This is a genomic window from Streptomyces sp. Y1, from assembly GCF_041053115.1.
GTDB classification, from domain to species: Bacteria; Actinomycetota; Actinomycetes; order Streptomycetales; family Streptomycetaceae; genus Kitasatospora; species Kitasatospora rubellomurina.
On sequence record NZ_CP163445.1, the window covers coordinates 7,040,612 to 7,063,691 of the forward strand.

General features: G+C 76.1%; 15 protein-coding genes and 1 pseudogene. 3 read left to right on the forward strand and 13 right to left on the reverse strand.

Annotation, left to right across the window (positions count from 1 at the left end):
- Positions 1–10: 10 nt before the first annotated feature.
- Entirely contained in the window at positions 11–754 is a 744-nt protein-coding gene (locus tag AB2U05_RS30390) for a helix-turn-helix transcriptional regulator (RefSeq protein WP_045700009.1), read from the reverse strand.
- A gap of 53 nt (positions 755–807) precedes the next feature.
- Between AB2U05_RS30390 and AB2U05_RS30395 the strand changes: the two genes are divergently transcribed.
- Positions 808–2,001, forward strand: coding sequence for an MFS transporter (locus tag AB2U05_RS30395; RefSeq protein WP_045700010.1), 1,194 nt, complete (start codon positions 808–810; stop codon positions 1,999–2,001).
- Positions 2,001–2,243, forward strand: coding sequence for a hypothetical protein (locus tag AB2U05_RS30400; RefSeq protein WP_045700011.1), 243 nt, complete (start codon positions 2,001–2,003; stop codon positions 2,241–2,243). Before AB2U05_RS30395 ends, AB2U05_RS30400 begins: the two co-directional genes overlap by 1 nt.
- Positions 2,244–2,294: 51 nt before the next feature.
- On the opposite strand, the gene AB2U05_RS30405 is transcribed toward AB2U05_RS30400, so the two are convergent.
- From AB2U05_RS30405 to AB2U05_RS30455, 11 genes and pseudogenes are all read right to left on the reverse strand, one after another.
- Positions 2,295–4,319 (reverse strand): hypothetical protein, encoded by a 2,025-nt coding sequence (locus tag AB2U05_RS30405; protein ID WP_369184853.1) that lies wholly within the window; start codon positions 4,317–4,319, stop codon positions 2,295–2,297.
- The gene (locus tag AB2U05_RS30410) at positions 4,316–5,470 is read right to left on the reverse strand and encodes a VWA domain-containing protein (protein WP_369184854.1); all 1,155 of its coding nucleotides are present in this window, start codon (positions 5,468–5,470) and stop codon (positions 4,316–4,318) included. Before AB2U05_RS30410 ends, AB2U05_RS30405 begins: the two co-directional genes overlap by 4 nt.
- Positions 5,467–7,809, reverse strand: coding sequence for a DUF5682 family protein (locus AB2U05_RS30415; protein ID WP_369184855.1), 2,343 nt, complete (start codon positions 7,807–7,809; stop codon positions 5,467–5,469). Before AB2U05_RS30415 ends, AB2U05_RS30410 begins: the two co-directional genes overlap by 4 nt.
- Positions 7,809–8,891 (reverse strand): AAA family ATPase, encoded by a 1,083-nt coding sequence (locus tag AB2U05_RS30420; protein WP_045692072.1) that lies wholly within the window; start codon positions 8,889–8,891, stop codon positions 7,809–7,811. The genes AB2U05_RS30415 and AB2U05_RS30420 overlap by 1 nt, the downstream gene beginning before the upstream one ends.
- A 41-nt stretch (positions 8,892–8,932) precedes the next feature.
- Positions 8,933–12,601 carry a WGR and DUF4132 domain-containing protein gene (locus tag AB2U05_RS30425; RefSeq protein WP_369184856.1) on the reverse strand — a complete coding sequence of 1,223 codons (3,669 nt, stop codon included), beginning with the start codon at positions 12,599–12,601 and terminating at the stop codon, positions 8,933–8,935.
- Positions 12,602–12,798: 197 nt separating this feature from the next.
- Positions 12,799–13,824, reverse strand: a complete 1,026-nt coding sequence (locus AB2U05_RS30430) for a helix-turn-helix domain-containing protein (RefSeq protein ID WP_063773427.1) — start codon at positions 13,822–13,824, stop codon at positions 12,799–12,801.
- A 120-nt stretch (positions 13,825–13,944) separates the two neighbouring features.
- A complete protein-coding gene (locus AB2U05_RS30435; protein WP_369184857.1) occupies positions 13,945–14,763 on the reverse strand; it encodes a carbohydrate ABC transporter permease in 819 nt (272 codons plus the stop codon).
- Positions 14,760–15,647, reverse strand: a pseudogene (locus tag AB2U05_RS30440) (carbohydrate ABC transporter permease); the annotation flags it as partial. The gene AB2U05_RS30435 and the pseudogene AB2U05_RS30440, both read right to left, overlap by 4 nt.
- Positions 15,648–15,663: 16 nt before the next feature.
- Positions 15,664–16,917 carry an ABC transporter substrate-binding protein gene (locus tag AB2U05_RS30445; RefSeq protein ID WP_369184858.1) on the reverse strand — a complete coding sequence of 418 codons (1,254 nt, stop codon included), beginning with the start codon at positions 16,915–16,917 and terminating at the stop codon, positions 15,664–15,666.
- A 63-nt stretch (positions 16,918–16,980) separates the two neighbouring features.
- A complete protein-coding gene (locus AB2U05_RS30450) occupies positions 16,981–17,718 on the reverse strand; it encodes an alpha/beta fold hydrolase (RefSeq protein WP_369184859.1) in 738 nt (245 codons plus the stop codon).
- 117 nt (positions 17,719–17,835) lie between these two features.
- Positions 17,836–20,601, reverse strand: coding sequence for an AAA family ATPase (locus tag AB2U05_RS30455; RefSeq protein WP_369184860.1), 2,766 nt, complete (start codon positions 20,599–20,601; stop codon positions 17,836–17,838).
- A gap of 510 nt (positions 20,602–21,111) precedes the next feature.
- Here AB2U05_RS30455 and AB2U05_RS30460 point away from each other — a divergent pair.
- Complete coding sequence (locus AB2U05_RS30460) at positions 21,112–21,981, forward strand: helix-turn-helix domain-containing protein (protein WP_369184861.1); 870 nt, start codon at positions 21,112–21,114, stop codon at positions 21,979–21,981.
- Between the two features lie 103 nt (positions 21,982–22,084).
- Here the strand turns inward: AB2U05_RS30460 and AB2U05_RS30465 are convergent, their stop codons facing one another.
- Positions 22,085–23,005: a VOC family protein gene (locus tag AB2U05_RS30465; RefSeq protein ID WP_369184862.1), complete on the reverse strand. Its 921-nt coding sequence runs from the start codon at positions 23,003–23,005 to the stop codon at positions 22,085–22,087.
- Positions 23,006–23,080: the final 75 nt, after the last annotated feature.

A 23,080-nucleotide genomic window follows, 5' to 3' on the forward strand; every position in this document is an offset into this window, starting at 1 on the left:
TGGCCCGCCGTCAACTCGGCCGGTGTGCGCCGGGGGTGTGGCCGAAGGCCCGGTGGAACACGTCGATGAAGGCGCTGGGGGAGGCCCAGCCGCACTGGTGCGCCACGGCGGTCACCGGAACGTCCTCCGCCAGCAGCACCAGGGCGCGGTACAGGCGCAGTTGGGTGCGCCACTGCGGGAACGTCATGCCGAGGTCGGCCTTGAAGAGCCGGGACAGGGTCCGGTCGCTCGCCCCGACCTCCTTGCCCAGGTCCGCCAGGGTGCGCCGGTCGGTGGGATCGGCGCGCAGCAGGTCGCAGACCTGCTTGAGCCGCGGGTCCGAGGGCGCCGGGAGGTGGACGGGCTGGTGCTGCGAGGCCGCCAACTGGTCGAGCAGGACGGCCCGCAGGCGCAGCCGTTCGGGGCTCGGGTCGTCCGGGGAGCGGGTGTAGGCGAGTATCAGCTCGCGCAGCAGCGGGCCGACGATGAGCACCGTCGGCGCGTCCAGGCCGAGCGGGTTGTCCGTCGTCGGCAGGCCCACCAGGCGCAGGTCGAGCGCGCCGTGGGCGTGGTGGGCGTGCACCGTCCCGGCCGGCACCCAGATGGCGCGGGTCGCCGGGGCGATCCAGGTGCCGTGGTCGGTGGTGACGGCCAGCACTCCGCGGGCGGCGTAGACGATCTGGTGGTCGTCGTGGCGGTGGGCGCCGATGTCCCGGCCGGGCGGCAGGCGCTGGGTGCGGGTCGGCGCGACCGGCTCGTGGCGGATTTCCTTCATCAGCTGGCAGGATATCGGAAGCGTGACAACCGGCCAGCCGCGACGATGGCCGGGTGTCCAGGAAATACGTGATCACGCTGTTGTCCGTCGGCCATGCCTGCGTCGATGTCTACCAGGGGGCCGTGGCGTCGCTCGTCCCGTTCTTCGTCTCCGAGCGCTCCTACACCTACGCCGCCGCCTCGGGCATCGTGCTGGCGGCCTCCCTGCTGTCCTCGGTGGCGCAGCCGCTGTTCGGAGCCCTCACCGACCGGCACGCGATGCCCTGGCTGCTGCCCTCCAGCACGGTCGTCGGCGGCCTGGGCATCGCTCTGAGCGGCCTCAGCGGGTCCTACGCGCTGACCCTGGTGTTCGTGGCGATCTCGGGGGTGGGCGTCGCGGCCTACCACCCCGAGTCGGCCCGGGTCGCCCGACTGGCGAGCGAGGGCAGCCACGCGGCGATGGGCTGGTTCTCGCTCGGCGGCAACATAGGTTTCGCCCTCGCCCCGGTGCTGGTGGCCGTCGTGGTCGGCACCGGCGGGCTGCACCTGTCGCCGCTGCTCGTGGTGCCCGCCCTCGCCGGCAGCGTGCTGTGCCTGCCGGTGCTGCGCGGCCTGGAGCGCACCCGGGCGGCGGGCGGCGCCTCCGGCGCCGGGCAGCGCGGCGGCGTCGAGGACCGGTCGTCGTTCGTCCGGCTCGCCCTGGCCGTGGTGTGCCGCTCCATCGTCTTCATCGGGCTGAGCACCTTCGTCTCGTTCCACGTGAAGGAGCGGATGGGGGGCAGCACGGCCGCCGGGACGGCCGCGCTCTTCGTGCTCTACCTGGGCGGTGCGGTGGGCACGGTCGTCGGCGGCCGCCTGGCCGAGCGCTGGAACCGGGTCACCGTGGTGCGCTGGTCCTACCTCTGCACGGTCGGCGCGGTGGCGGGCGTGGTGTTCGTGCCCGGCCCGGCCGTCTACCTGTTCGTGGCGCTGGCCTCGGCCGGCCTCTACGTCCCGTTCTCGCTGCAGGTCACCCTGGCGCAGGACTACCTGCCGACCCGGGTCGGCACGGCCAGCGGCATCACCCTGGGCCTGACCGTCAGCATCGGCGGCCTGGCGAGCCCGGTGATCGGACGCCTCGCCGACGTGACCTCGCTGCAGACCGCGCTGACCCCGCTGATCGTGCTGCCCGCCCTGGCCTGGCTGCTGTTCCGCGACCTCCCGGAGCCGGTCGCACCCGAGCGCCCCGCGCCTGAGCCGGCGCGGGCCCCAGAGAAGGTGGAGACGTGATGGCCCTGTCCGACACTTCCACGCAGCCCGCCCCGGCGCCGGAGGCGAGCCCGCTGCCGGACGCGTGCCCGCTGCGGCACCTCGGCTGCCGCGCCCGGCTCACCGACCCCACCTGGCGCCTGGCGTACTCGCGCACGACCGCCGAGGGCGAGGCCGAGTACTGCCGGTGCTCGTGCGGTTCGCTGGTGGTCCTGCGCAACGGAGACTTGTGCGGGTTCATCGACTCCGAATGCGGTTCATGAGGAACGCCCCCGGCGGGCGGTGACGAGCCGTCCCCCGGGGCGGTGCTCCGCTCACATCCGGCCAACCGTCTCCCGGTGCGCCTCGACGGCGACGGCGACCCGCACGGCCGAGTCCGCCCACGCCCGGGCGGCGGCCTCCGGATCACCGGCGCGGACGGCCCGGGCGAGGGCGCGCAGCAGCTCGGCGGTGGCGGCCAGGCCGCCCCGGTCCAGCCGGTCGGCGGTGCGGTCCAGACGGGCGAGGGTCGCGGTGTCCGGGTGGCGCAGGCCCCGGTGGGCGAGCTCGGCGAGGGCGACGAGCGCCTCGGCGAGGTCGGCGGCGATCGGGTCGGCCACCGGCGGCGCGGCGGGGGCGAGGACGGCGGAGCCGGCGCCGGGGGCGAGGTCGGGGACCACGACGGTGCCGCCCGCGAGCAGCGCGGCGGGCTCCAGGACGGTGCGGCCCGCGGTGCGCCGGACGGTGGCGCTGACATGCGTGACGGTGCCCGTCCCGAGCACCGCGGCGAGCGCGTCGAGGGCGCCGGGGCAGGCCGGGTCGTGGGTGGCGGCGACGGTGGCCGGGTTGCCGACGGCGTCGCGGACCGCGGCCTCCAGGCGCTGCTCGCCCGCGTCGTACCGGACCTCCTCGACGGCGGAGAGCCGCACCACGTGCAGGGACTCGGCGGCGATCCGGGGCCGGATCAGCCGCGGCGGCCGGCCGTCGAGGGTGCGCAGGTGGGCGTCGAGGTCGGTGAGCAGCAGCGGGGCGGGCAGGTCGGTCCACGAGCTGCCGACCGGGGTGACGGTGGTGGCGGCGATCCGGCCCCGCCCGAGGCCGAGTTCGCGGGCGGCGCTGCGGACGGCGCTCTCGCTGACCACGTTGCCGGTGGCGAGGGCGTCGAGGCGGTGGCCGGCGATGCGGCGGGCGGCCAGCGCGTGGCCGGTGGGCGGGCGGCCGTCCGCGGGGACGTCCCAGCTTCGGCGCAGCACCAGGACGGCGCCGGCCGAGGGGTGGGCGAGGAAGAGCTCGGCGGAGCGGGTCGTCGCGGTGCCGCGGATCCGGCAGCCGAGCGCGGTGAGGCGGACCCGGCGCAGCGGCGTCTCGGCGGCCTCCCGGATGCCGAGCACCTCCGACCGCGCGCTGCCCGGGTGGGCGGCGGCCCGCTGCCGGGCGTGCAACTCGGCCAGGAGCAGGGCGAGTTCCTCGGGGCGGTGGTCGGCGGCCCGGGCGGCGTACGCGTCGAGCTGGCCGATCAGGTCGGCGAGTACGCCGGCCGGCCAGTGCAGGGAACGGTCGGCGAGCTCGCCGCGCACCCGGTGCAGACCGGCGGTGAGCACCGGCCCGGCGTGCACGGCGCCGTCGAGCAGCAGCTCGCGGGCGAGGTCGAGGGCGGTGTCCAGGGCGGGCGGGATGCCCGCGTCGGGCCCGGACGCGCCGCCGAGGGTGACGTCCGGGCGGCCCTCGGCGGCCCGGAAGGCCCAGACCGCGAGGGCGATCACCTCGCCGCGCCGCTCCTGCGCGGCGTCGGTGACCGCGAAGCCCAGCTCGCCGGGGACGGGGAACCGGACGGTGCAGGCGGCGAGTTCGGCGACCGGCTGCGGGTCGTCCGGGCACGCGTGGTGCAGCCGTGCCCGGTAGCCGCGCTCCAGCGTCCGGCGGGCGGCGGCCACGGCGCGGGCGCCGACGGCGGCGGTCAGCGCCTCGTCGTCCAGCTCGCCGGGGGACCAGACGGGTGCGGGGGCCGGGCGGTCGGTGGGGGCGGGGCCCTCGGACGCGGCGGCGGCGTCGGAGGCGGCCTCGGAGGTGGCGTCGGCGGCGGCGCCCTGGTGGGCGAGGACCAGCGCGATCCGGTGGCGGCACACGCCCGGGGCGCCGCAGGTGCAGCTGCCGCCGTCCAGCCCGGTGCCGGGCGGCAGCGCGACGACGTTGCCGTCCGGGCAGGTGCCGCGCAGCGTGCCGTCCGGATCGAGCACGGGCACCGGCCCGTCCCCGGCGGCGACCTCCCGGGCGGCGCGCTTGACCAGGCCGCGGTTGGCCAGCGCGGCGAGCGTCCCGGCGTCCAGGGCCAGCAGGTCGGGGCGGGTCGCGGCGGTCACCGGCCGAGCCTCTCGGCGACGAACTCGGCCAGCATCCCCGGAGTCATGGCCCCCACGTGCGCGCCGGCGTCGGCGAGCTGCCCGGCGAGCTCCCGGTCGTACGCCGGGGCCGCCTCCTCGTCCAGCGCCGCCAGGCCCAGCACGGTCGCGCCCTGCCCGGCCAGCGAACGGACGGTGCGCAGCAGCCGGTACCGGTCGCCGCCCTCGTAGAAGTCGCTGACCACCGCGAGGATCGTGCGCCGCGGGTTCTCCACCAGGCCGGCCGCGTAGTCGACCGCGCGGGCGATGTCGGTGCCGCCGCCGAGCTGGACCCGCATCAGCAGCTCCACCGGGTCCGTCACCTCGGAGGTGAGGTCCACCACCTGGGTGTCGAAGGCGAGCAGATGGGTCTTCAGCCCCGGCAGGTTCCACAGGCAGGCCGCGGTCACCGCGGAGTGGATCACCGAGCCGGCCATCGAGCCGGACTGGTCGACGACCAGGATCAGCTGCCACTGCTCCAGGTGCCGGCGGGTGCGGGAGTGGAAGTGCGGGCGCTCGATCAGGATCCGCCGCTCGGCGGGCCGGTAGCGGCCGAGGTTGGCCCGGACGGTGCGGCGGAAGTCGAAGTCCCGGGCCAGCGGGCGGCGGCTCGGCCGGGCGGAGCGGGCACCGGTGAACGCCTGGCGCAGCTCCGGGGTGAGCCGCTCCAGCAGCTGCCGGACCACCGCCGCGACGATCCGGCGGGCCTGGCCGAGCACCTGCTCGTTCATCAGGTGCTTGGTGCGCAGGACGGCGCGCAGCAGTGCCGCGCTCGGCTCGACCCGTTCCAGCACGGTCGGGTCGGTGACGATCTCCTCGATGCCGTAGTGCTCGACGGCGTCGCGCTCCAGCCGCTCGATCGTCTCGCGGGGGAAGAGGCGGTGGACGTCGTCCAGCCAGTCGACGGCGGTGACCTGGGAGGGGCCGAGTCCGGCGCTGCGGACGCCCCGGCGGTCCAGGTCCTCGTCGCGGCCGTACAGCCACTCCAGGGCGGCGTCGCGGGCGGCGCCCTCGGCGCCCGGCCTGCCGGTCCACGGCTCGGCGGGGGAGCCGAGCACCAGGCGCCAGCGCTCCAGGGCCGGGTCGGGGGCGTTCCCGGGGGCCGTCCCGGCGGCCGGGTCGGGCGGGGTCACCGGGCGGTCCGCAGGCCGTGGCGGTCGAGCAGGGCGGTCACGTTCTCCTCCAGGGCGCGGGCGGCGGCCAGGTGCACGGGGTCGGCGGTGGTGCGGAGCAGTCCGCGGGCCGAGCCGCGCAGCCCTCGGCGCTCGATCAGCCGGCGCGCGATCCGCTCCCGCTCGCGCGGCGGGAACCAGGCGAAGGCCTGGCGCAGGGCCGGCAGGGCGATCAGGAACTCGGCGCCGGTGAGCTCGGCGAGGACGGCGTCGACGGCGGCGAGCAGCGAGCCGTCGCCGGTGTCGGCGGTGACCTCCTCGCGGGCCAGGGCGAACAGGCCGCCCAGCCAGTCGCCGAGCGTGCCCGGGTCGCCCGCGGCGCGCCGGGCGGCGGAGGCGAGGCCGGGTTCGGGGCCGGGGTCGGGGTCCCCGCCGGCGGCGAGGGTGAGGCGCAGGCCGTGGGCGGCGCCGCGCAGGTCGGCGGGGGCGTGCGGATCGCGGGCGATCCGCAGGGCGAGCGCGGCGGTGTCCGCGGCGGTGACGGTGAGCAGGTCGGGCGCGTGGCGCAGGGTGTCGCGGACGGCGGCGAGGGCCGCCAGGCGGGCCGGGTCGGCGCCGGAGCGGCCGTGCGCGCCCTCGACCAGCCACAGGACGCGGGCGACCGCGCCGTCCAGGACGGCGGCCAGCAGCGGGCTGCGGGCGGCGCCGTACACCCGGTCGTGCCGCCAGAGGCCGAGCGCGGTGGCGAGGACGGCGCCGAGGGCGCCCGGGTCGGGGTGGCGGGCGAGGGTCGCGGCGAGCGTGCCGAGCAGCCGGTCGGTGAGGTCGGTGGCGCCGCACAGGACGGTGTCGAAGAGCAGGGCGGCCAGTTCGGTGTCGGTCGGCCCGGTGGTGCGGGCGCGCTCGGCGAGGACGGTGGCGGCGGCCTCGTCGAGGGTGGCGCCGTACGCGCCCGCCTCGATCAGGGCCGCGTCCCGGCCGGCCTCCGGTCCGGCTTCCCAGCGTTCGGTGGTCACCGGGTCGGCGCCGTGCGCGGGCCCGGCGGTGCGGTGGCGGCCGGGCACGCCGAGCAGGCGCAGCCGGTGCAGGGTCCGGCTCGCCGTCAGACCCTCCTCGGTGGTGAGGTCGCAGGTCAGCGGGCGGCTGCTGGCGGCGCCGATGGCGGCGAGCCGGGCGGCGGCGTCGTGCACCAGCGGCGGGGCCGGGGTGTCGGGGTGCAGCCGCCCGGTGCGGGCGCCGCCGCACGCGGCGACCATCTCGACCACCACCGGGTGGCTGCCGGGCGCCAGCGGGGCGCGCTCGGACCAGGGCAGCGGCTGGGTCAGGTCGTCCTTGACCAGCGCGCCGGCCAGGCCGTCGAGCACGTCGGTACGGGCCGGCACGGGGTGGCCGCGCAGCGCGGCGAGGCCGCCGGTGAGCGCGGCGGCGGCGACCAGGTCGGCGGTGGAGACCGGGTGGCGGCGGGCGCGCAGCCGGGTGACCACGGACTGCCGCAGGTGGTCGGCGGCGGCCTCGGGGCCGTCCTCCCAGAGCCGCTGGTAGTAGGCGGGCGAGGGCATGCCCGACTGGTAGCCGGCGAAGGCGTCGAGCTGCCGGAACGAGTACGGCACCAGGTAGCTGCCGGAGACGGCGCCGGGCGGCGGCACGGGCAGCGCGGGCCGGCCGGGGGTCGGGGCCGGGCGTGCGGCGAGGGCCCGCAGGGCGGGGGTGTGGAAGCCGCCGGTGACCACCAGCACGGTCGCGGCCCCGGCCCCGGCCCCGGCCCCGGCCCCGGCCTCCGCCTCCGCCTCGGCCTCCGCGAGGACGGCGCGGACCCAGTCCGCCATGTACGCCTCGCGGGCCCGGTCGCCCTCGTCCGCCTCGGACTCGCCGCGGACCAGGTCGAAGTAGGCGTCCAGGCGCTCGGCGAGCCCGTCCGCCGGGGCGACCTCGAACAGGCCGTCCCACAGCGCGTCCACCGAGCCGGTGCCGAACCGCTCGCACAGCCGGGCGGTCGCCTCGGCGTACCGGGCCTCCGCGTCGGCGTACCGGTTGGCGCGCAGCTCGAACGCGGGGTGCCAGGACGGCAGGTCGACGAAGAGCACCTCGGCGCCGACCGACCGCCCCTCCCGCAGCGCCACCCACTCCGGCGAGTAGTCGCACAGCGGCGCCCAGGTCGTCGCGGTGCGCTCGGCGTCGCGGTAGTGGCTGAACACGGCGATCGGCAGCTCGTGGCCGAGGGCCAGCTCGTCCAGCCGCCCGTTGAGGTCGGCCGGGCCCTCGACCAGCACGTACCCGGGCCGCAACCGGCGGACGGTCTCCGCCACCAGGCGGGCGCAGGCGGGGGAGTGGTGGCGGACCCCGAGGAAGACCGCGGGCATCAGCCGGCCAGCAGGTGGCGGGCGTCGTGCACGGCCCGCCAGTGCGGGCCGCGCCGCCGCGCGACCCGCTGCTCCAGGTAGCGGCGCAGCCGGGCCAGGTCCTCCGGGCTGTCCTTGGCGGCGGTGCCGGCCAGGCTGGCGACCAGGTCGGCCGCGTTGCCGGCCTCGCCGCGCAGGTACCAGCCGCGCAGCCCGACCGCGTGGGCGACCGAGACCGCCTCGGCGGTGCTCAGCACCGCGGACGGGCGGTCGCCGCCCTCGCCGGCCCGCAGCTCGCGGAAGGTGGTGACCAGCACCTCCAGCAGGTCCCGGTCGGGCGCCGCGGTCACCCCCGAGCGGCGCAGCAGGTGCCCGGACTCGGCCTCGACCAGGGCGAGTTCGGTGCCCAGGTCGGGGATCGGGAAGACCGTCTCGAAGTTGAACCGGCGCTTGAGCGCCGCGCTCATCTCGTTCACCCCGCGGTCGCGGGTGTTGGCGGTGGCGATCACGTTGAAGCCCTGCTTGGCGAAGACCATGCCCTCCGGCCCCTCCAGCTCGGGGATGGCGACCACCCGCTCGGAGAGCAGGGACAGCAGCGAGTCCTGCACCTCCAGCGGGCAGCGGGTGATCTCCTCGAACCGGACCAGCCGGCCCTCGGCCATGCCGCGCAGCATCGGCGCGGGCACCAGCGAGCGGGGGGAGGGGCCCTCGGAGACCAGCAGGGCGTAGTTCCACGAGTACTTGATCTGGTCCTCGGTGGTCGCCGCGCCGCCCTGCACGGTCAGCCGGGAGGTGCCGCTGACCGCCGCCGCGATCAGCTCCGACAGCAGCGACTTGGCGGTGCCGGGCTCACCGACCAGCAGCAGGCCGCGGTTGGTGGCCAGCGTCACCAGGGCGCGCTCGACCAGCGCCGGATCGCCGACGAACTTGCGGGCGACGCCGGCCGCCTCGTCGCCGACGATGAACCGGCGGGCCGCGCGCAGGCTCAACTCCCAGCCCGGCGGCCGGTGGTCGCGGTCCTCGGCGCGCAGCGCCGCCAGCTCCTCGGCGTACCGGACCTCGGCGGGCGGCCGCTGGAGCTGCTCCTCGGCGGTGGTGGTCATGGCGTCCTTCCCCGGGTGGTCGGCGGTGAGGTGGCGAGGGGTCACAGCGTGGTCAGCTCGGTGAGGTCGGCGATCACCTCGGAGGCGATCACCGGGTCGAGCTCGGCGAAGGTCGGGAACGTCCGGCCGTGGACCCAGTAGTCGCCCGGGTGGCTGTCGATCCACACCGTCTCCACGCGCTGCTCGGGATAGACGTCGTGCACGCCGACCGCGATGCCGTGCTCCGGGGCGAGCACCACGTAGCGGTCGGGCCCGACCCGGCGGGACAGCCAGCGCTCCACGCCCGCGTCCTGCGGCTCGCCGCGCTGCCAGCCGCGCCGCTCCAGGCCGACCAGCCGGCCGGTGGGCAGCACCGGGCCGTTCTCGAAGCGGGCCAGCCGGTGGCCCGCCAGCTCCTCCTCGGTCAGCGCGAACACCGGGCGGCCGAGCTGACGGAACGGCTGCAGGATCTCGTAGTCGGCGAACAGCTCCGACCAGGCGGCGAGGTCCCCGCCGAGCAGCAGCGGGTGGGCCAGCCGGACGGTGGCCCCGGCGGGCAGCGCGAACACCTCGTCCCGGACGTCCGCCAGGGTGCGGTCCTCGGCGACCCGGAACGCCGTCGCCGTGCCGTCCGCCTCGGCCAGCCACACCAGGCGGCGCACCAGGTGCCACAGCAGCGGATGCCCGACGAAGAGCTGCGCGAACTCCTCGGCCGTCCACGACCGCCCGGAGACCATCGCGTCCTCCAGGCGGCGGATCTGGTCCCCCGCCACCGTGCGGACGTCCTTCTTCAGCGCGGCGAAGCGCTTGCGCTCGGCCGGCGCCAGCTCGGCGTCGTCCCGCGCCCCCGGCGCCGGCAGGTCCTTGCGGCGGGCGCCGTCGCCGTCCAGCACGTACGGCTTGAGCTGCTCGTCGAAGCCCACCGTGAACGTCCGGGTCCCGTAGTCGACGACGGTGGTCCCCTCGGCGTCCAGCCCGAAGTCCGGCACCAGGCGGTCGGACAGCTGCTCCCCGGACAGGCCCAGCCCGGCCGCCACCTCGGCGATCTTCTCCTGCGCCCGCGCCTTGAGCGCCTTGAACTTCACCCGCTGCGCGATGCCGTGCAGGTGCAGCAGGGCGACGTCGCTGCCGATCCCGGCCAGCACCTCCAGGCCGTCCACCGCGCGGTGGTGCGCCCCCTCGCCCGGCCAGGCCCGGAGCACCGGCGTCAGCCGGCGGACCGTCTCGTCGTCGCCCAGCCGGCCGAGCGCGTGCAGCGCCCACCCGTCCTGGGACGGCATGCCGGCCAGCCGCCACTGCTCGAACACCGCCCAGCCGAACTCCGTCAACGACCGCGGCTCGCACACCTCGGCCACCTGGTCCAGGCCCGGGTAGAACGAACCCGCCTTCGACAGCGCGAGCATGGTGAGCACGTGCCGCACCGCCTCGGCGGGCAGCGCGCCCCCGCCGCCGCGCACCAGCAGCTGCGGCAGCATCATTGGCTCCGCCCAGTCGCCGGGGCGGGGCAGCTTCGCCGGCAGCACGTTGACCAGCGGATCGGCCGACAGCAGCGCGCCCACCGCCTCCTGCGCCTGCGGCCCGTACTCGCCGGCCACCGCGCCCACCGCCGCGGCGCCCTGCTCCGCGCCGATCAGCCGCAGGGCCTGCTCGGCGGCGCGCCGGGCCGTCCCGGCCTTGCCCACAGCGGCGGGCACCAGCAGCCGGGCCGCGTCCAACCCGTGCCGGGCGAACCACGAACGGGCGGTGTCCCCGGCCGACTTGAGGCGCAGCAGCCAGTCCGCCATGGTCGCGGCCACCCCGGCGTCCAGGTACGGCAGGAGCAGGGCGCCGTACGCGGCCGGGTTCTGCAGCGCGGCGGCCCGCATCGGCTCCAGCGCGTCCGGTCCGAAGCGGGCGGCGACCCGGCGCAGCGCGCCGGTGGCGTCCCAGAGGTAGTCGTCGCCGCACCACCGCGAGATCAGCGGCCGGCCCAACTCCTCGTCGCCGTAGGCGAACAGCGCCAGTTCCTCGTGCGCGTTGGAGCGGAGGCGCCCGGTCGGGGCCTGCAGCCTGCGGGCGGTGCGCTCCCAGTCGCCGTCCGACCAGCGCGCGTACCAGGACTCGGAGGCCGCCCAGGCCTCCCGCTCACCCGGCAGCCAGCGCAGCTCCGTCCGCTCCGGCCGCGGCGGCACGGTGAGGCCGGTCAGCACGCGGGGCCTGGCGGTGGAGCGCGGCCGGGTCCACGGCGGGCTGGTGAACAGCTCGGGCAGCGACTCGGCCGGGACGTCCGGCACCCGGTCGCCCGGATCGGTGAGCGGCTCGACCACGGCCGCCTGCTCCGGCGTCAGCTCCGCCAGCAGCTCCAGCGCGGCCGCGCGGTGGGCGGCGGCGTGCGGGGCGAGGAACTGGCGGGCGAGCCGCCGCGCGGCCGGATCGGCGGGCGCCGCCGCGGCCTCCGCGAGGAGGCGCAGCGCACGCCGGGGGAAGCGGCGCATGGCCGCCATCAGGGCTCCCCGGGCCGCCTTGCCGTTCCCCTGGTGGGCCAGCAGCCCCCGGAAGCCCTCGTCGGAGGGCAGCTCGGCTATCGCCTCCAGCAGCTGCTTCTGCTGGTCGCTGTAGAGGTAGTTGTGGGCCAGGGCCCGCAGCAGCAGCGGTGCGGCGCCGCCCCGGAGGCCCTCCGCCATGGTCGCGACGGTCGCGGCGGACCAGCCGTTCCAGCCCAGGTCCGGCAGTTGGGGGAGCTTCTCCAGCGGCGCGGCCGAGGAGAGCGAGCACAGCAGCAGCGACCACTCGGCCGAGCCCAGCCGCGCGGCCGAGGTCACGCACTGCTCGGCCCAGCCGGACTCGGACGGCACCAGGTACGCCGCCACCACCAGGTGGGACAGGTCGCTCCGGCACCCGGCCAGCGCCTCGACCACCGCGCGGTGGGTCTCCTCGTCGCAGGCCGCCAGCAGCGAGCGCACGCGGTCCGCGGCGGGGCGGTGCGTCGCGATCGCCCGGGCGGACGAGCGCCGGACGCGCGGGTTGGCGGGGCGTCCGCCGTTCCAGTCGGTCTCGACCGCCACCGTGAGCAGCTCGACGGTGGCCCTGGCCGCGAACGGCAGGCCGAACTCCGCCACCCAGGCGTCCACCGCCGTCCGGACCTTGTTCTCGGCGGGGACCGCGAACGCCGCGGCCAGCACCGCCGCACCGAGCGGGCTCCGGCTGCCGGACCGGTGCGCGCGGGCGGCCGCCACCAGGTCGGCGGTGCTCCGGTTCGAGCCGAGCGCCTGCTCCAGCCAGGCGTCCAGCCGCCCCAACGCGGCGTGGTACTCGTTCACCGCGTCCTTCACCGGCGCGGTCGGCGGCCGGGGCACGCCGCCCCGGCGGGGGATCAGCACCCGCCGCCAGGCCTCCGGAAGGACGAAGGCGTCCTCGTCGACCGGGACGTCCGGCGGCTCGGTCGCGGTCGCGGTCGTGCTCTGCGCGGTCGGCAGCGGCTCGGCCACGGTCGCGCTCCCGGCCGTCGGCGCCGCCGCGACCGGCCGCGGGGCGGCGGCCGCGCCGGCCCCGGTCTCCCGGTAGCCCTTGCGCTCCTTCTCGGCGACCGTCCTGGCGAAGTGCGCCCGCGCCGCCTCCACGGTCGGGAACTCCTTGCTCTGCTCCCGCCCGCCGGTGCCCGTCCGCCCGTACCGCACGGTCACCACGGCACCGTCGACCGCGGCCTCCCAGAACTTGTCCGAGCCACCCTCGACGAACTCCCAGCGCCGCACGCCCCGCCCCTCTCCACACCCGCCTGATCAGGTGAGGAACAGTACCGACCCCCACCGACACCCCGACCGGCGGACCTCCCGCCCCCCTGTCGGGTGATCGGCACGGGGCGGGTCGCAAGCCTGTTCCGCCGCTCACCCGAAGGTGTGATCCGGGTACGAAGGACATGGTGGCGCGGCTACGATCGACGCGGGCCTGGTCAGCGGCACCGTTCCCCCGACCCGTCGCTGGACCCCTCCCGCACCGACCGTGGCGACCTGACGGAGGGGCAGTGCGCCGGACTTCCGCCGACCTGCCAGTCCCTCGGCGTCATGCCGTAGGCGGCGCGGAAGGCGCGGCTGAAGTGGCTGGAGTTGGCGAAGCCCCAGCGGCGGGCGATCCCCGCCACCCCGAGTTCCGCGGCCACCGGGCGGAGGAGGTCCCGGCTGCACCGCTCCAGCCGCTGGGTCCGGATCCACCCGCCGACCGTGGTGCCCTCCAGGTGGAAGAGCTTGTGGAGGAAGCGGACCGACATGAAGTTCGCCTCGGCGATCGTGGACGGCGACAGGTCCGGATCGCGGAGGTTGCGCAGGATGTGCTCCTTGACCCGCTCCAGCGAGGCCGCGCTCCGCGAGGCCTGCGGCCGGGAGCGCCCCGACCGGTCGTCGACCAGCAGCGCCAGCAGGTCGAGCGCGGTGGCCGCGGCCCGGCGGCCGACGGCGTCGTCCAGCGCCTGCGCCTCGCGCGCCATCCGCGCGAAGTAGGTCGCCACCAGTGCGGCACTGCCCTCGGTCGCGCTGAACGGCGTCGCGGTGAGCGCCCTCAGGTCCCGTTCCGGGACGTCCAGCTCGGCGCGCGGGAAGTGGAAGGACGTGAAGGCGAACCGCTCCTCGATCCCCTTCCGGAAGACCCGGGAGGTGTCGGTGAGGGAGAACTCGCCCGGCCGGATGACCGACTCCCGGCCGTCCTGCTCCTTGAGCGCGGTGCCGCGCTCCTGGAGGCTGAGGATCAGCGACGGCGGGCCGCCGTCGGCGATCATGCGCCGGCTGCGCGTCACCACCTGGGGCCCCGCCTGGACCCTCGATATCCGCACCGGGCCGAGCTGGTGGCCGACGATCGCCCCGGGCGTCGGCACCTCCTCCAGGAGTTCCACTCTCATCGGCACGAACGCGTGGGCCAGCGCCTCGTGCCAGGTCTCCGCCCGGTCGGAGGCGGACAGTCGCGCGGTGGAGAGAGATGCGGGCACCGGGTTCCTCTCGGGTCGGCCGGCCGCCGGTGGTCCCGTCCACCGCCGTGCCGTCCGGACCACCATGGCAGCGGGCCCGGTGCGGGGCATCGCGTGAACCTACTAGATCGGGGGCGGCCCTCACTTGACGGCCGCGCCGGTGGCGGTGCCGGTGACGTGGCGCTGGGCGAGGACGAGCAGGACGGCGGCGGGCAGGGACGCCAGGACGCCGGTGGCCATCACGGCGTTCCAGTGGTCGGTGTGGGCGCCCAGGTACTGGTAGACGCCCAGGGTGACCGGCCGGACGGTGTCCGTGGTGGTCAGGGTGAGGGCGAAGAGGAAGTCGCTCCAGGCGAAGAGGAAGGCGAAGACGCCGGCCGTGATCAGCGCGTTCCGGCTCAACGGCAGCACCACGGAACGGAAGACGCGCAGCCGGCCCGCGCCGTCGACCCGCGCGGCCTCGATGATCTCCTCGGGGATGCCCCGCATGAACGCGTGCAGGACGACGATCGAGAAGGGGACGCCGGCGGTGGAGTCGGCGAGGACCAGCCCGAGGCGGGAGTTCAGCAGCCCCAGGTCGTTGTAGGCGCCGAAGAGCGCGTTGGCCACCACGATGCCGGGCACGGCCTGGGTGGCCAGGACACCGAGGAGCAGGACCCTGGTGCCGCGCAGCCGGAACCGGGCCAGCGCGTGGGCCGCCGGTGCGGCGAGCGTCAGGCTGAGCAGCGCGCTGCCGAGGGCCACCACGAGGCTGGTGAGGAGGTTGGGCCCCTGGTCGCGCAGCGCGGCGGCGTACCCGCCGAGGTCGGGGTGGAACGGGAACCACTCCCCGCGCAGGGTGTTGCCGGCCGGCTGGAGGGAGGCGTTCACCATCCAGTAGACGGGGAACAGCATCACCGCGAGCAGGACGATCCCGACGAGGGTGGACAGCCGGCCGCCGCGGCCGGGTGGGCGATTCACGGGATCACCTCGGTTCGGGTACGTCGGTCGGCGCGCAGGTGGAGGACGGCGAACAGCAGCGAGAGGACGATGAGCAGGTTGCCCGCCGCGGCGCCGCGCCCGAAGTCGAACTGCCGGAAGGACAGTTCGTAGGCCCGGGTGGCCAGGGTCTCGGTGGCGCCGGCCGGCCCCCCGCCCGTGACCACCAGGATGACGTCCAGCACCTTGACGGTGTAGACGACGCCCAGCACGAGCACCACCCGCACCGCCGGCCGCAGCAGCGGCCAGGTGATGTGGCGGAACGCGGCCGCCGGGCCGGCGCCGTCCAGTGCCGCCGCCTCGTACAGGTACGGGGGGATGTCCCGCAGGGCGCCGTACAGGATCGCGGTGTTGAAGGGGACGCCGACCCAGACGTTGACCAGGACCACCGACAGCAGCGCCGGGGAGGTGCCGGTGAGCCAGGGAACCCCGGACGACGTGAGGTGGAGGCCGCGCAGCACCGCGTTGACCACCCCGGTGTCGGGGTCGAGCATCCACTTCCAGATGGTCCCGGTGGCGACCAGCGGCAGCAGCCACGGCACCAGCAGGAGCGCGCGCAGCACGCCGCCGAGCGGGAACCGCCGCCGGAAGAACAGGGCGAGGGCCAGGCCGAGGACGAACTGCCCCAGGACGGAGCCGGCCGTGAACAGGGCCGTGGTCAGCACGGTCCGGGGGAAGTCGGCGGAGGAGACGAGCGCCGCGTAGTTCCGCAGGCCCACGAACGGGGCGTCACCGGTGTAGAAGGTCGTGACGGTGTACTGCTGGAAGCCCATCACGGCGTTGTCGACGATCGGGCAGCCGAAGAACAGCAGCAGGTACGCCGCGGCGGGCGCGAGGAACAGCCACCGGGTCCAGCCCTCCCCGCGCCGGAGCGGCGCGGGGTCAGTGGCCCGTGGCGATCTGCTGCGCATGGCTGAGGGCTTCCTCCGGTGTCTGTTCACCCGTCAGCGCGGACTGGATCGCGGTGTAGATCCCGGTCGCGGCCCGGGGCCACTCGACGCCGAGCTCGCCGGTACGGGCGCGCGCCACCGTGACGCTCCGGGCGAAGGCGGCCGTCGACGGGTCCTCCTCGGCCTGCTGGGCGGCCACCGCGGTGCGGGAGGGCACGGTGTGGTGGTCCCGGGCCACGGTGCGCATGCTGGCGGGGGAGTTCAGGCAGGCGAGGACCTGGGCGGCCTTCTGCTGCCGGGCCTTGGAGGGGTTCTGCGGGACGGTCCACACCTCGCCGCCGAGCGGGGTGACCGGGGTCTGCCCGAGCCGGGGGACGGGGACGGGGGCCACGCCCCAGTGCAGGTTCGCGTCCTGCTCCAGGGCCGGGATGCGCCACGGCCCGTTGATCATCATGGCCGTCCGTCCGGCGACGAACTGGTCGTGGACGTCGGCCTGGGTCCAGTTCAGCACCGACTTCGCCATGGATCCGCTCTTCACCAGGTCGACCCAGAGCTGGAGCGCCTGCGCCGCCTGGGGGGTGTCCAACTGCCGTTCGTCACCGCCGTTGGACCACAGGAAGGGCAGGAACTGCCAGGTGCCCTCGAAGGTGGCGTTGGCGTCGACGGCCATGCCGTAGCGCCCGGGCCGGGTCAACGCGGCCGCGGCCGCCTTCAGTTCGTCCCAGGTCCGCGGGACGGCGACGCCGGCCTCGGCGAGCATGTCCTTGTTGTAGACCAGGGCGACGGTGCTGACGTTGGGGGCCAGGCCGTACACCTTGCCCTGGTAGCTGCCCGCGGACAGGATGCCCGGGGCGAAGCCGTCGGCGTCGACGCCGTAGTCCTCCAGCGGGGTCAGCGCGCCGGTCCGGGCGATCTGCTGCAGGTCGGGGTTGTCGAGCATCAGCAGGTCGGGGAGGGTCCGCGAGGACGCCTGTTGCAGGACCTTGGGGACCAGGGACGCCCCCGGGACGCTCGTCTGCTCGACCCGCACCCCGACCGTGCGGCCGCACGCGGTGAGCAGGTCGCCCCACTGGGCGTGCTCGGCCTGGTCGGTGTAGTAGTCGAGCGCGGTGATGGAGGTGACCTCGCCCCCGGCCGGCCCGGGCCCGGTGCCGTGACCGCACCCGGTGGCGGCCGGCGCCAGGAGCAGGAGCCCGGGCAGGAGGGCGGCGATCCGCCGGGCCGACGATCCGGCCGGTGAGGTCATGCTGGTGCCTTCGTCGGGTGTTCGGGGGTCGGGGTCCGTCGGACGCTTCCGTTCGAACGCATATTAAACACCCCCCGGAGTACCCGTGGTGTGCGCGGTGGCCTCCCGGATCATCGCCACCACGGCTTCGGGCCGCGCCAGCGGGGCGGCGTGCGAGGCGTCCAGCACGTACTCGGTGGCCGCCATGCGCTGGGCCATGAAGCGCTGGGCGGCGGGGTTGAGCATCCGGTCGGCGGTCGCGATGGCGTACCAGGACGGCTTGTCCGCCCAGGCGGGTAAGGCCGAGCGGTCGGTCAGCGCGCCGCAGGCGACCGGGCGTTGGGCCGCGGCCAGCGCCTGCCCGGCCGTGGGTGACAGGTCGTCGGCGTACAGCTGCCGGAACCGCTCCGCGCGGATGGACACCTCGCTGTCGGGGCCGGCGGGGAGGACGGTGGTGGCGGCGGCGTCGGCCAGCGGGGAGGGGGCGAAGCGGTTGGTGATGTCCAGCACGCACTCGCCGGCGTCGAGGCCGAACCCGGCGACGTAGCACAGGGCCACCACCTGGTCGGCGTCGTCGGTCGGCTGGGTGATCACCGCGCCGCCGTAGCCGTGGCCGACCAGGACCACGGGGGTGGCGAGCGCGCGCACCAGGCTCCGGAGGCACGCGGCGTCGTGCGCCAGGCCGCGCAGCGGGTTCGCGGGGGCGTGCACCGTCAGACCGGCGGCGCGCAGCGGGCCGACGACCCCGGACCAGGACGAGGCGTCGGTGAACGCCCCGTGGACCAGGACGACGGTCGGCGGGACGGGGGTGGGTCTGGGCATGCCGGTGGCCTTCGACTGGGCGGCGGAGTGGGGCAGGGCGAGGAGAACGGACCTGGGGCCCAGCCAAGCGGGTCCGGCCGGGTCGGGGCATCGCGTGAACGTACCAAGCCGGCGCGCTCAGGCCCCGGAGAGGTCGGGAACCTCCGGGAGGGTGGCGACCAGGTTGGCGAGCTGGACCCGGGAGCCGATCGACAGCTTGCGGAACACGGACGTCAGATGGGTGTTGACGGTGTGCGGGGACACCACGAGCACGTCGGCGGCCGAGCGGTTGGTGTGGCCCTGGGCGATGAGGCGGGCGACCTTCTCCTCCGAGGCGGTGAGGGCGCCCCAGCCCTGGACGGGCCGCCGTACGGTGGCCGCCCGGCGGCTCTCGCCTCCGGCACCTTCCAGGGCGCGTTGGACGTGGGCCGCCGCGGCGTGGGCGCCCGACTCGGCGAAGGTGTCCCGCGCGAGCGCCAGCGCGGCCACCGCCGGGCTCCGCCGCCCCGCGGCCAGCAGGGCCAGGCCGAGATCGGCGTGGGCGGCGGCCCGGGTCAGCGGGCGGGGGCTCGCGCCGAGCAGGTCCACGGCGTGTGCCAGCACGGCGGGGTCGTTCCGGACGAGCCCGCGGGCCTGCACCGCGATGCCGGCGGCGGTCGGCACGGCGGGGTTGCGCCCGGCGTGGGCCTCGGCCTGCGCGGCCAGGTCCTCGGCGAGCTCGCGCTCCCCGGCGCGCAGGGCCATGCGGACCGCGGCGTCGACCCAGTCGCGCAGCAGCCGCCAGCGCAGGAAGGGCCCCTGCTGCTGGACCCGGCGGATCCGGTCGACGGCGAGGGCGACGTCCCCGTCGGCCTCGGCATGGACGGCCTCCAGGAAGGACACCGCGGCCGTGTTGCCCGCGTTCGGTTTGACGGCCAGGTGCTCCCGGGCGGCGAGCAGGTGCTCCCGGGCCGCGTTCCGGTGGCCGCGCAGCAGGGCGATCCGGGAGCGGATCACCCGCCCGTTCAGCTGCTGGACGGGCACCCGCACCTCGTCCTCCAGGCGTTCCATGGTCACGAAGTCGGCCTCGGCGTCGTCGAGTCGGCCGAGCCCCAGGTCGTGCTGGCCCTGGGCCCACAGCAGCATGGCCTGACGCACCGCACCGCCCCCCTCCGCCGCCCGCAGGAGCAGGCGCTCGGCGGAGGCGAAGTCGTCCACGTGCACGTGCGCGACGACCTCCTCGGGGAGGAAGGCGGAGTCGATGGTGCTGAGCGCGGCGAAGCGCTGCAGCGCGACCGCGTTCTCCCCCGCGTTCAGCGCGATCTCGCCCAGGCCGGACAGGGCCAGCACGTGGGCCTCCCGGTCGCCGATCGCGGTGGCGGTCCGCAGCGCCGTCTCGCCGGCCTCCCGAGCCACGCCCAGGTCACGGCCGCGGGACAGCGCCAGGGCGCGCAGGGCGGCCAGCCGGGCGCATATCTCCGGGGCGGAGCCGCCGGCGGCGAGCGCGGCCTCGGCCCGGCGGCGCAGTTCCTCGGCGAGGTCCATGGTCCACAGCGCCCCTCCCAGGGCGGACTGGAGCCGGCCGAAGGTCTCCAGCGGCGGCCGGTCGGCCAGCAGCCGGTCGCCGGTCTCCAGCGCCTCGCGGTTGCGGCCGGCCCGGGCCAGGCAGAGGATCGTCTGCTCGCCCACCTCGAACTTCAACTGCCCTGACGACGGCACCAGTTCGAGGGCGCGCAGCATCAGGTCGGCCGCCGGGCCGGGGGTCACCGCCAGCACGTCGTCGGCCGCGCGCCGCAGCAGCGCCACGGCCTCCTCGTCCCCGGGCACGGCGCCCCGGAGGATGTGCGGCACCGCGTCGATCGGCTGCCGGCCGGCGGTGACCAGGCGGCGGGCGGCCGCGCGGTGCAGGGCCTTGCGGGCCGAGGGCGGGATGTCGGCGTAGACCGCCTGGCGCAGCAGGTCGTGCCGGAAGACCAGGTGGTCGCCGTCGTCGTCCAGGAGTCCGGCGCACACCGCCTCCTCGAGTGCCGGGAGCAGGGCGGCGGCCGGTTGGTCGCAGAGCGCGGCGGCGTCCTCGAAGTCGAACCGGCGGCCCAGCACCGCGCCCATCTGCAGGAAGCGCAGCGTGCCGGGCCGCAGGGACCGGAGCCTGCCGCGTACGCCCACCACCAGCCGGGAGGGCACCACGTCCCGTGGGACGTCGGTGCTGCGCAGTCCGGCCAGCATCTCGACCGCCAGGAACGGGTTCCCGCCGGCGCCGTCGAGCAGGTCCCGGACCCATGCGTCGACCGCCGGTCCGAGCGTGTCGTCGGCCAGTTGGCCGATGGCCGCGCCGGACAGCGGGCCCAGGGCCACCGTGACCGTCGCGAGGTTGCCGGCGGCGGCCGCCACGATCTCCTCGGCCGGGCCGGCGGGCTCCCGGCGTCCGGTCAGCAGCCACAGGACCGGCGAGGTCCGCAGCCGGGTCGGCAGCTGCTGCAGGGCGAACCGGCTCAGTGCGTCGGCCCACTGCACGTCGTCCAGCCCGATCAGCACCGGCGCGTCGGTGGCCCTGGCCTCGATCGCCTCCGCCAGGCGCTCCACCAGCCAGATCCGCTGGTCGTGGTTGCGGGCGAGATCGGCGAGGTCGTCGCCGGAGAGCAGCGGCCGGTCGCCGTGCAGGACGCTGGCCGCCAGCGAGGAGAGCGGGACGATGTGGTGCAGCTCCTCGGCCTTGCCGAGGCCCACGGAGAACCCCGCCGCGGCGGCCCGGGCGGCGGCCTCGGCGAGCAGGGTGGTCTTGCCGATGCCCGGTTCCCCCTGGATCAGGGCCAGTCCGCCGCTCCCGGTGTCGGCCACCGAGCCGATCAGGGCCTGGAGCCGTGCGAGTTCGGCCTCCCGGCCGCGCAGACCGCGATGGGACAGCGGACCGCCTGACCCTGCCATGTCGAGCTACTTCCCGTCCGCCCACTCCGGCCGGAGTCGTTCGGTTCCGGCCGTGCCACTGTTCCCGGCTTCCCGAGGGTACAAGGCAGGCGGCGGGGATGTTCCGCCGGTGCACGGTGATGTGACGGTCCGTGCACCGCTGAGCGGGGGCACGGGGGCGGCAGGGGGTCCTTCCGGCCGGGCCGGTCGGCGGGGACCGGTGGGTTCAGGGGGCCTCGCCGGCCGTCGAAGCGCGGCCTCCGGTTGTTTCAACTCCTGGGTTCTTCAGGCGAGTTGGCTGCCTTCGAGGGCGCGGGTGCGGCCTGCCCCGAGGGGTGCGCGGCAGGCGGGGCGGGCACCGTCCGGGGTGGGCGGAGCCGCCGGATCCCCGGTTTGTTGAAGGTTTGTCCATCTCGTTCCGCTCCTTGTAGGAAGGACGCCGGGGTCTGTCGAGCGAGGAGGCCCCCGCATCCGCACAGAACCACTTCCAACCGGTCGGAGACTCCCGTGAGCCAGTCGGGTCCCTCACCCATGCCCGAAACTCCCGCGACAGAAGCCGATGTCCCCGGGCACCGGCTCGACCGAGCCGCCCGCGAGGGTGGCGAGGGCTGCATCGACATCCTCTCCCCGCCGCCCGGGACCGATTCCGAGGACTGCCTCCACATCGCCCTGCACGTCCACGGCGCGGCCTCCGTCCGGCGCGGCGGGGCCAGCACGGTCCTGGCCCCGGGGGACCTGGTGATCAGCGCCACCCCGCACCCGGCGGGCCTGCTGCAGGACTCCGAGTGCCGGATGCTCCGCTTCCGCGTCCCCTGCTTCTACCTGGGCGTGCGCCAGGGCGACGTCCGGCGGGCGGGCGGGCTGCTGGCGCGGGGGAGCGAGGGGATCGGCTCGCTCGCCTCCCAGTTCCTCCGCACCCTGGCGGCTCAGGAGCGGGCCCACCGGGCCCGGCCGGGCAACCACCTCGCGCGCGGCGCCTCCGACATCGTCGCCGTCCTGGTGGGCGAGCTGCTCGACCGGGAGGACCCGGAACACCCGGGCGGTGCGGCCGAGTTGCTGGCCCGGATCCGCGTCCACATCGAGGAGAACCTCGCCGACCCGGACCTCTCGCCCGGCTCGATCGCCCGAGCGCAGCACATCTCGGTGCGCTATCTCCACAAGCTCTTCCAGCAGGACGGCATGACCGTGGGCCAGTGGGTCCGAAGGCGCCGACTGGACGCCTGCCGCCGGGAGTTGGGGCGCCCGTCCCGGCGGCAGACCAGCGTCTCCGCGGTCGCGCACCGCTGGGGCTTCGTCAGCCACTCCCACTTCAGCCGGGCGTTCCGGGACGCATTCGGGGTCTCGCCCCGCGAGTGGCAGGCCTACGCCACCCGGGCCGAGGGGCGCGATCCGGCGTCCTGATTCCCCGGCCGGCGCCGTCCGAACAGGCTGCCGCAGCCGCCCCACACGGCGCCGCACCGCCCGTCCTGGTGAGGACGGGCGGTGCGGCGCCGGTGGGTTGACGTCAGCGGTCGGTGTGGACCTCCGCGACGTAGCCGCCCGGGAACCGGACCACGGCGCTCTCCCGGCCGCCCGCGCGGACCGGCCCCGACAGCACGGTGGCGCCGGCCGCCTTCGCCCGCTCCAGGGTGGCGCCGAGGTCCGGCACGCCGTAGCCGGTGGTCTCCAGGCCGAACGGGTGCGGCAGGTGGCCGTCCGTCACCGCGACGGTGGTGGCGCCGAAGCCGGAGGTGAGCCGGATCAGCCGGTACGTCGTCCCGGGCAGGCCGATGGCGGCGCCGTCGGCCCGCCGGTCGTCGGAGACGACGCGGCCCTGGGTGAAGGCGAGATAGCTGTCCAGGAAGGCGCCGACGGAGTCCGGCGACAGGTAGAGCCGGTTCTCCGGCACGCTCGCCGGGGCGGGGTAGGACGGCGCGGTGGTGTGGACGTACAGCTGGGCGTTGACCCCGCCGGGGAACTGGACGACGGCGTCCCGGCCGATCGGGTCGGTGAACGGCGCCACGGTCACGGCGGCGCCGTCGGCGCGGGCGGCCCGGACCGCCTGGTCGAGGTCGGTCACCAGCCAGCCGGTGCGCTCGGTGCCGAACGGGTACGGGACGGGCGTGGTGTAGTCGAACACCGACAGCGTGCCGACCGGGGACACGATCAGCTCGGAGAGCGTCCGGCTGGGCGCCGGGGTCACCTGGGTGGAGACCGGGCCGATCGTGGTGCCACCGAAGGTGGACGTCCAACTGGCCACGAAGGCCTGCTCGGTGCCCGGCGCGACGTACACGTGGGTGGTGTCGTACTGCGGGCCGACGGCGAAGTGCTGGTGCCGGCCCGGCTTCGCCGAACCGCTCGGGGTGGCCGAGGCGGTGGGGACCGCGGTCAGCGCGGCGACCGCCGCCACCCACGGGACCACGCGCCGGACGAGTCGAAGCTTCACGGGTGACCTCCTGGTCATGGTGCGCGCCCGGCGCCCGCTCGAACGGGCGCCGGGCGCGGGCGGGTGGCCGGTGCC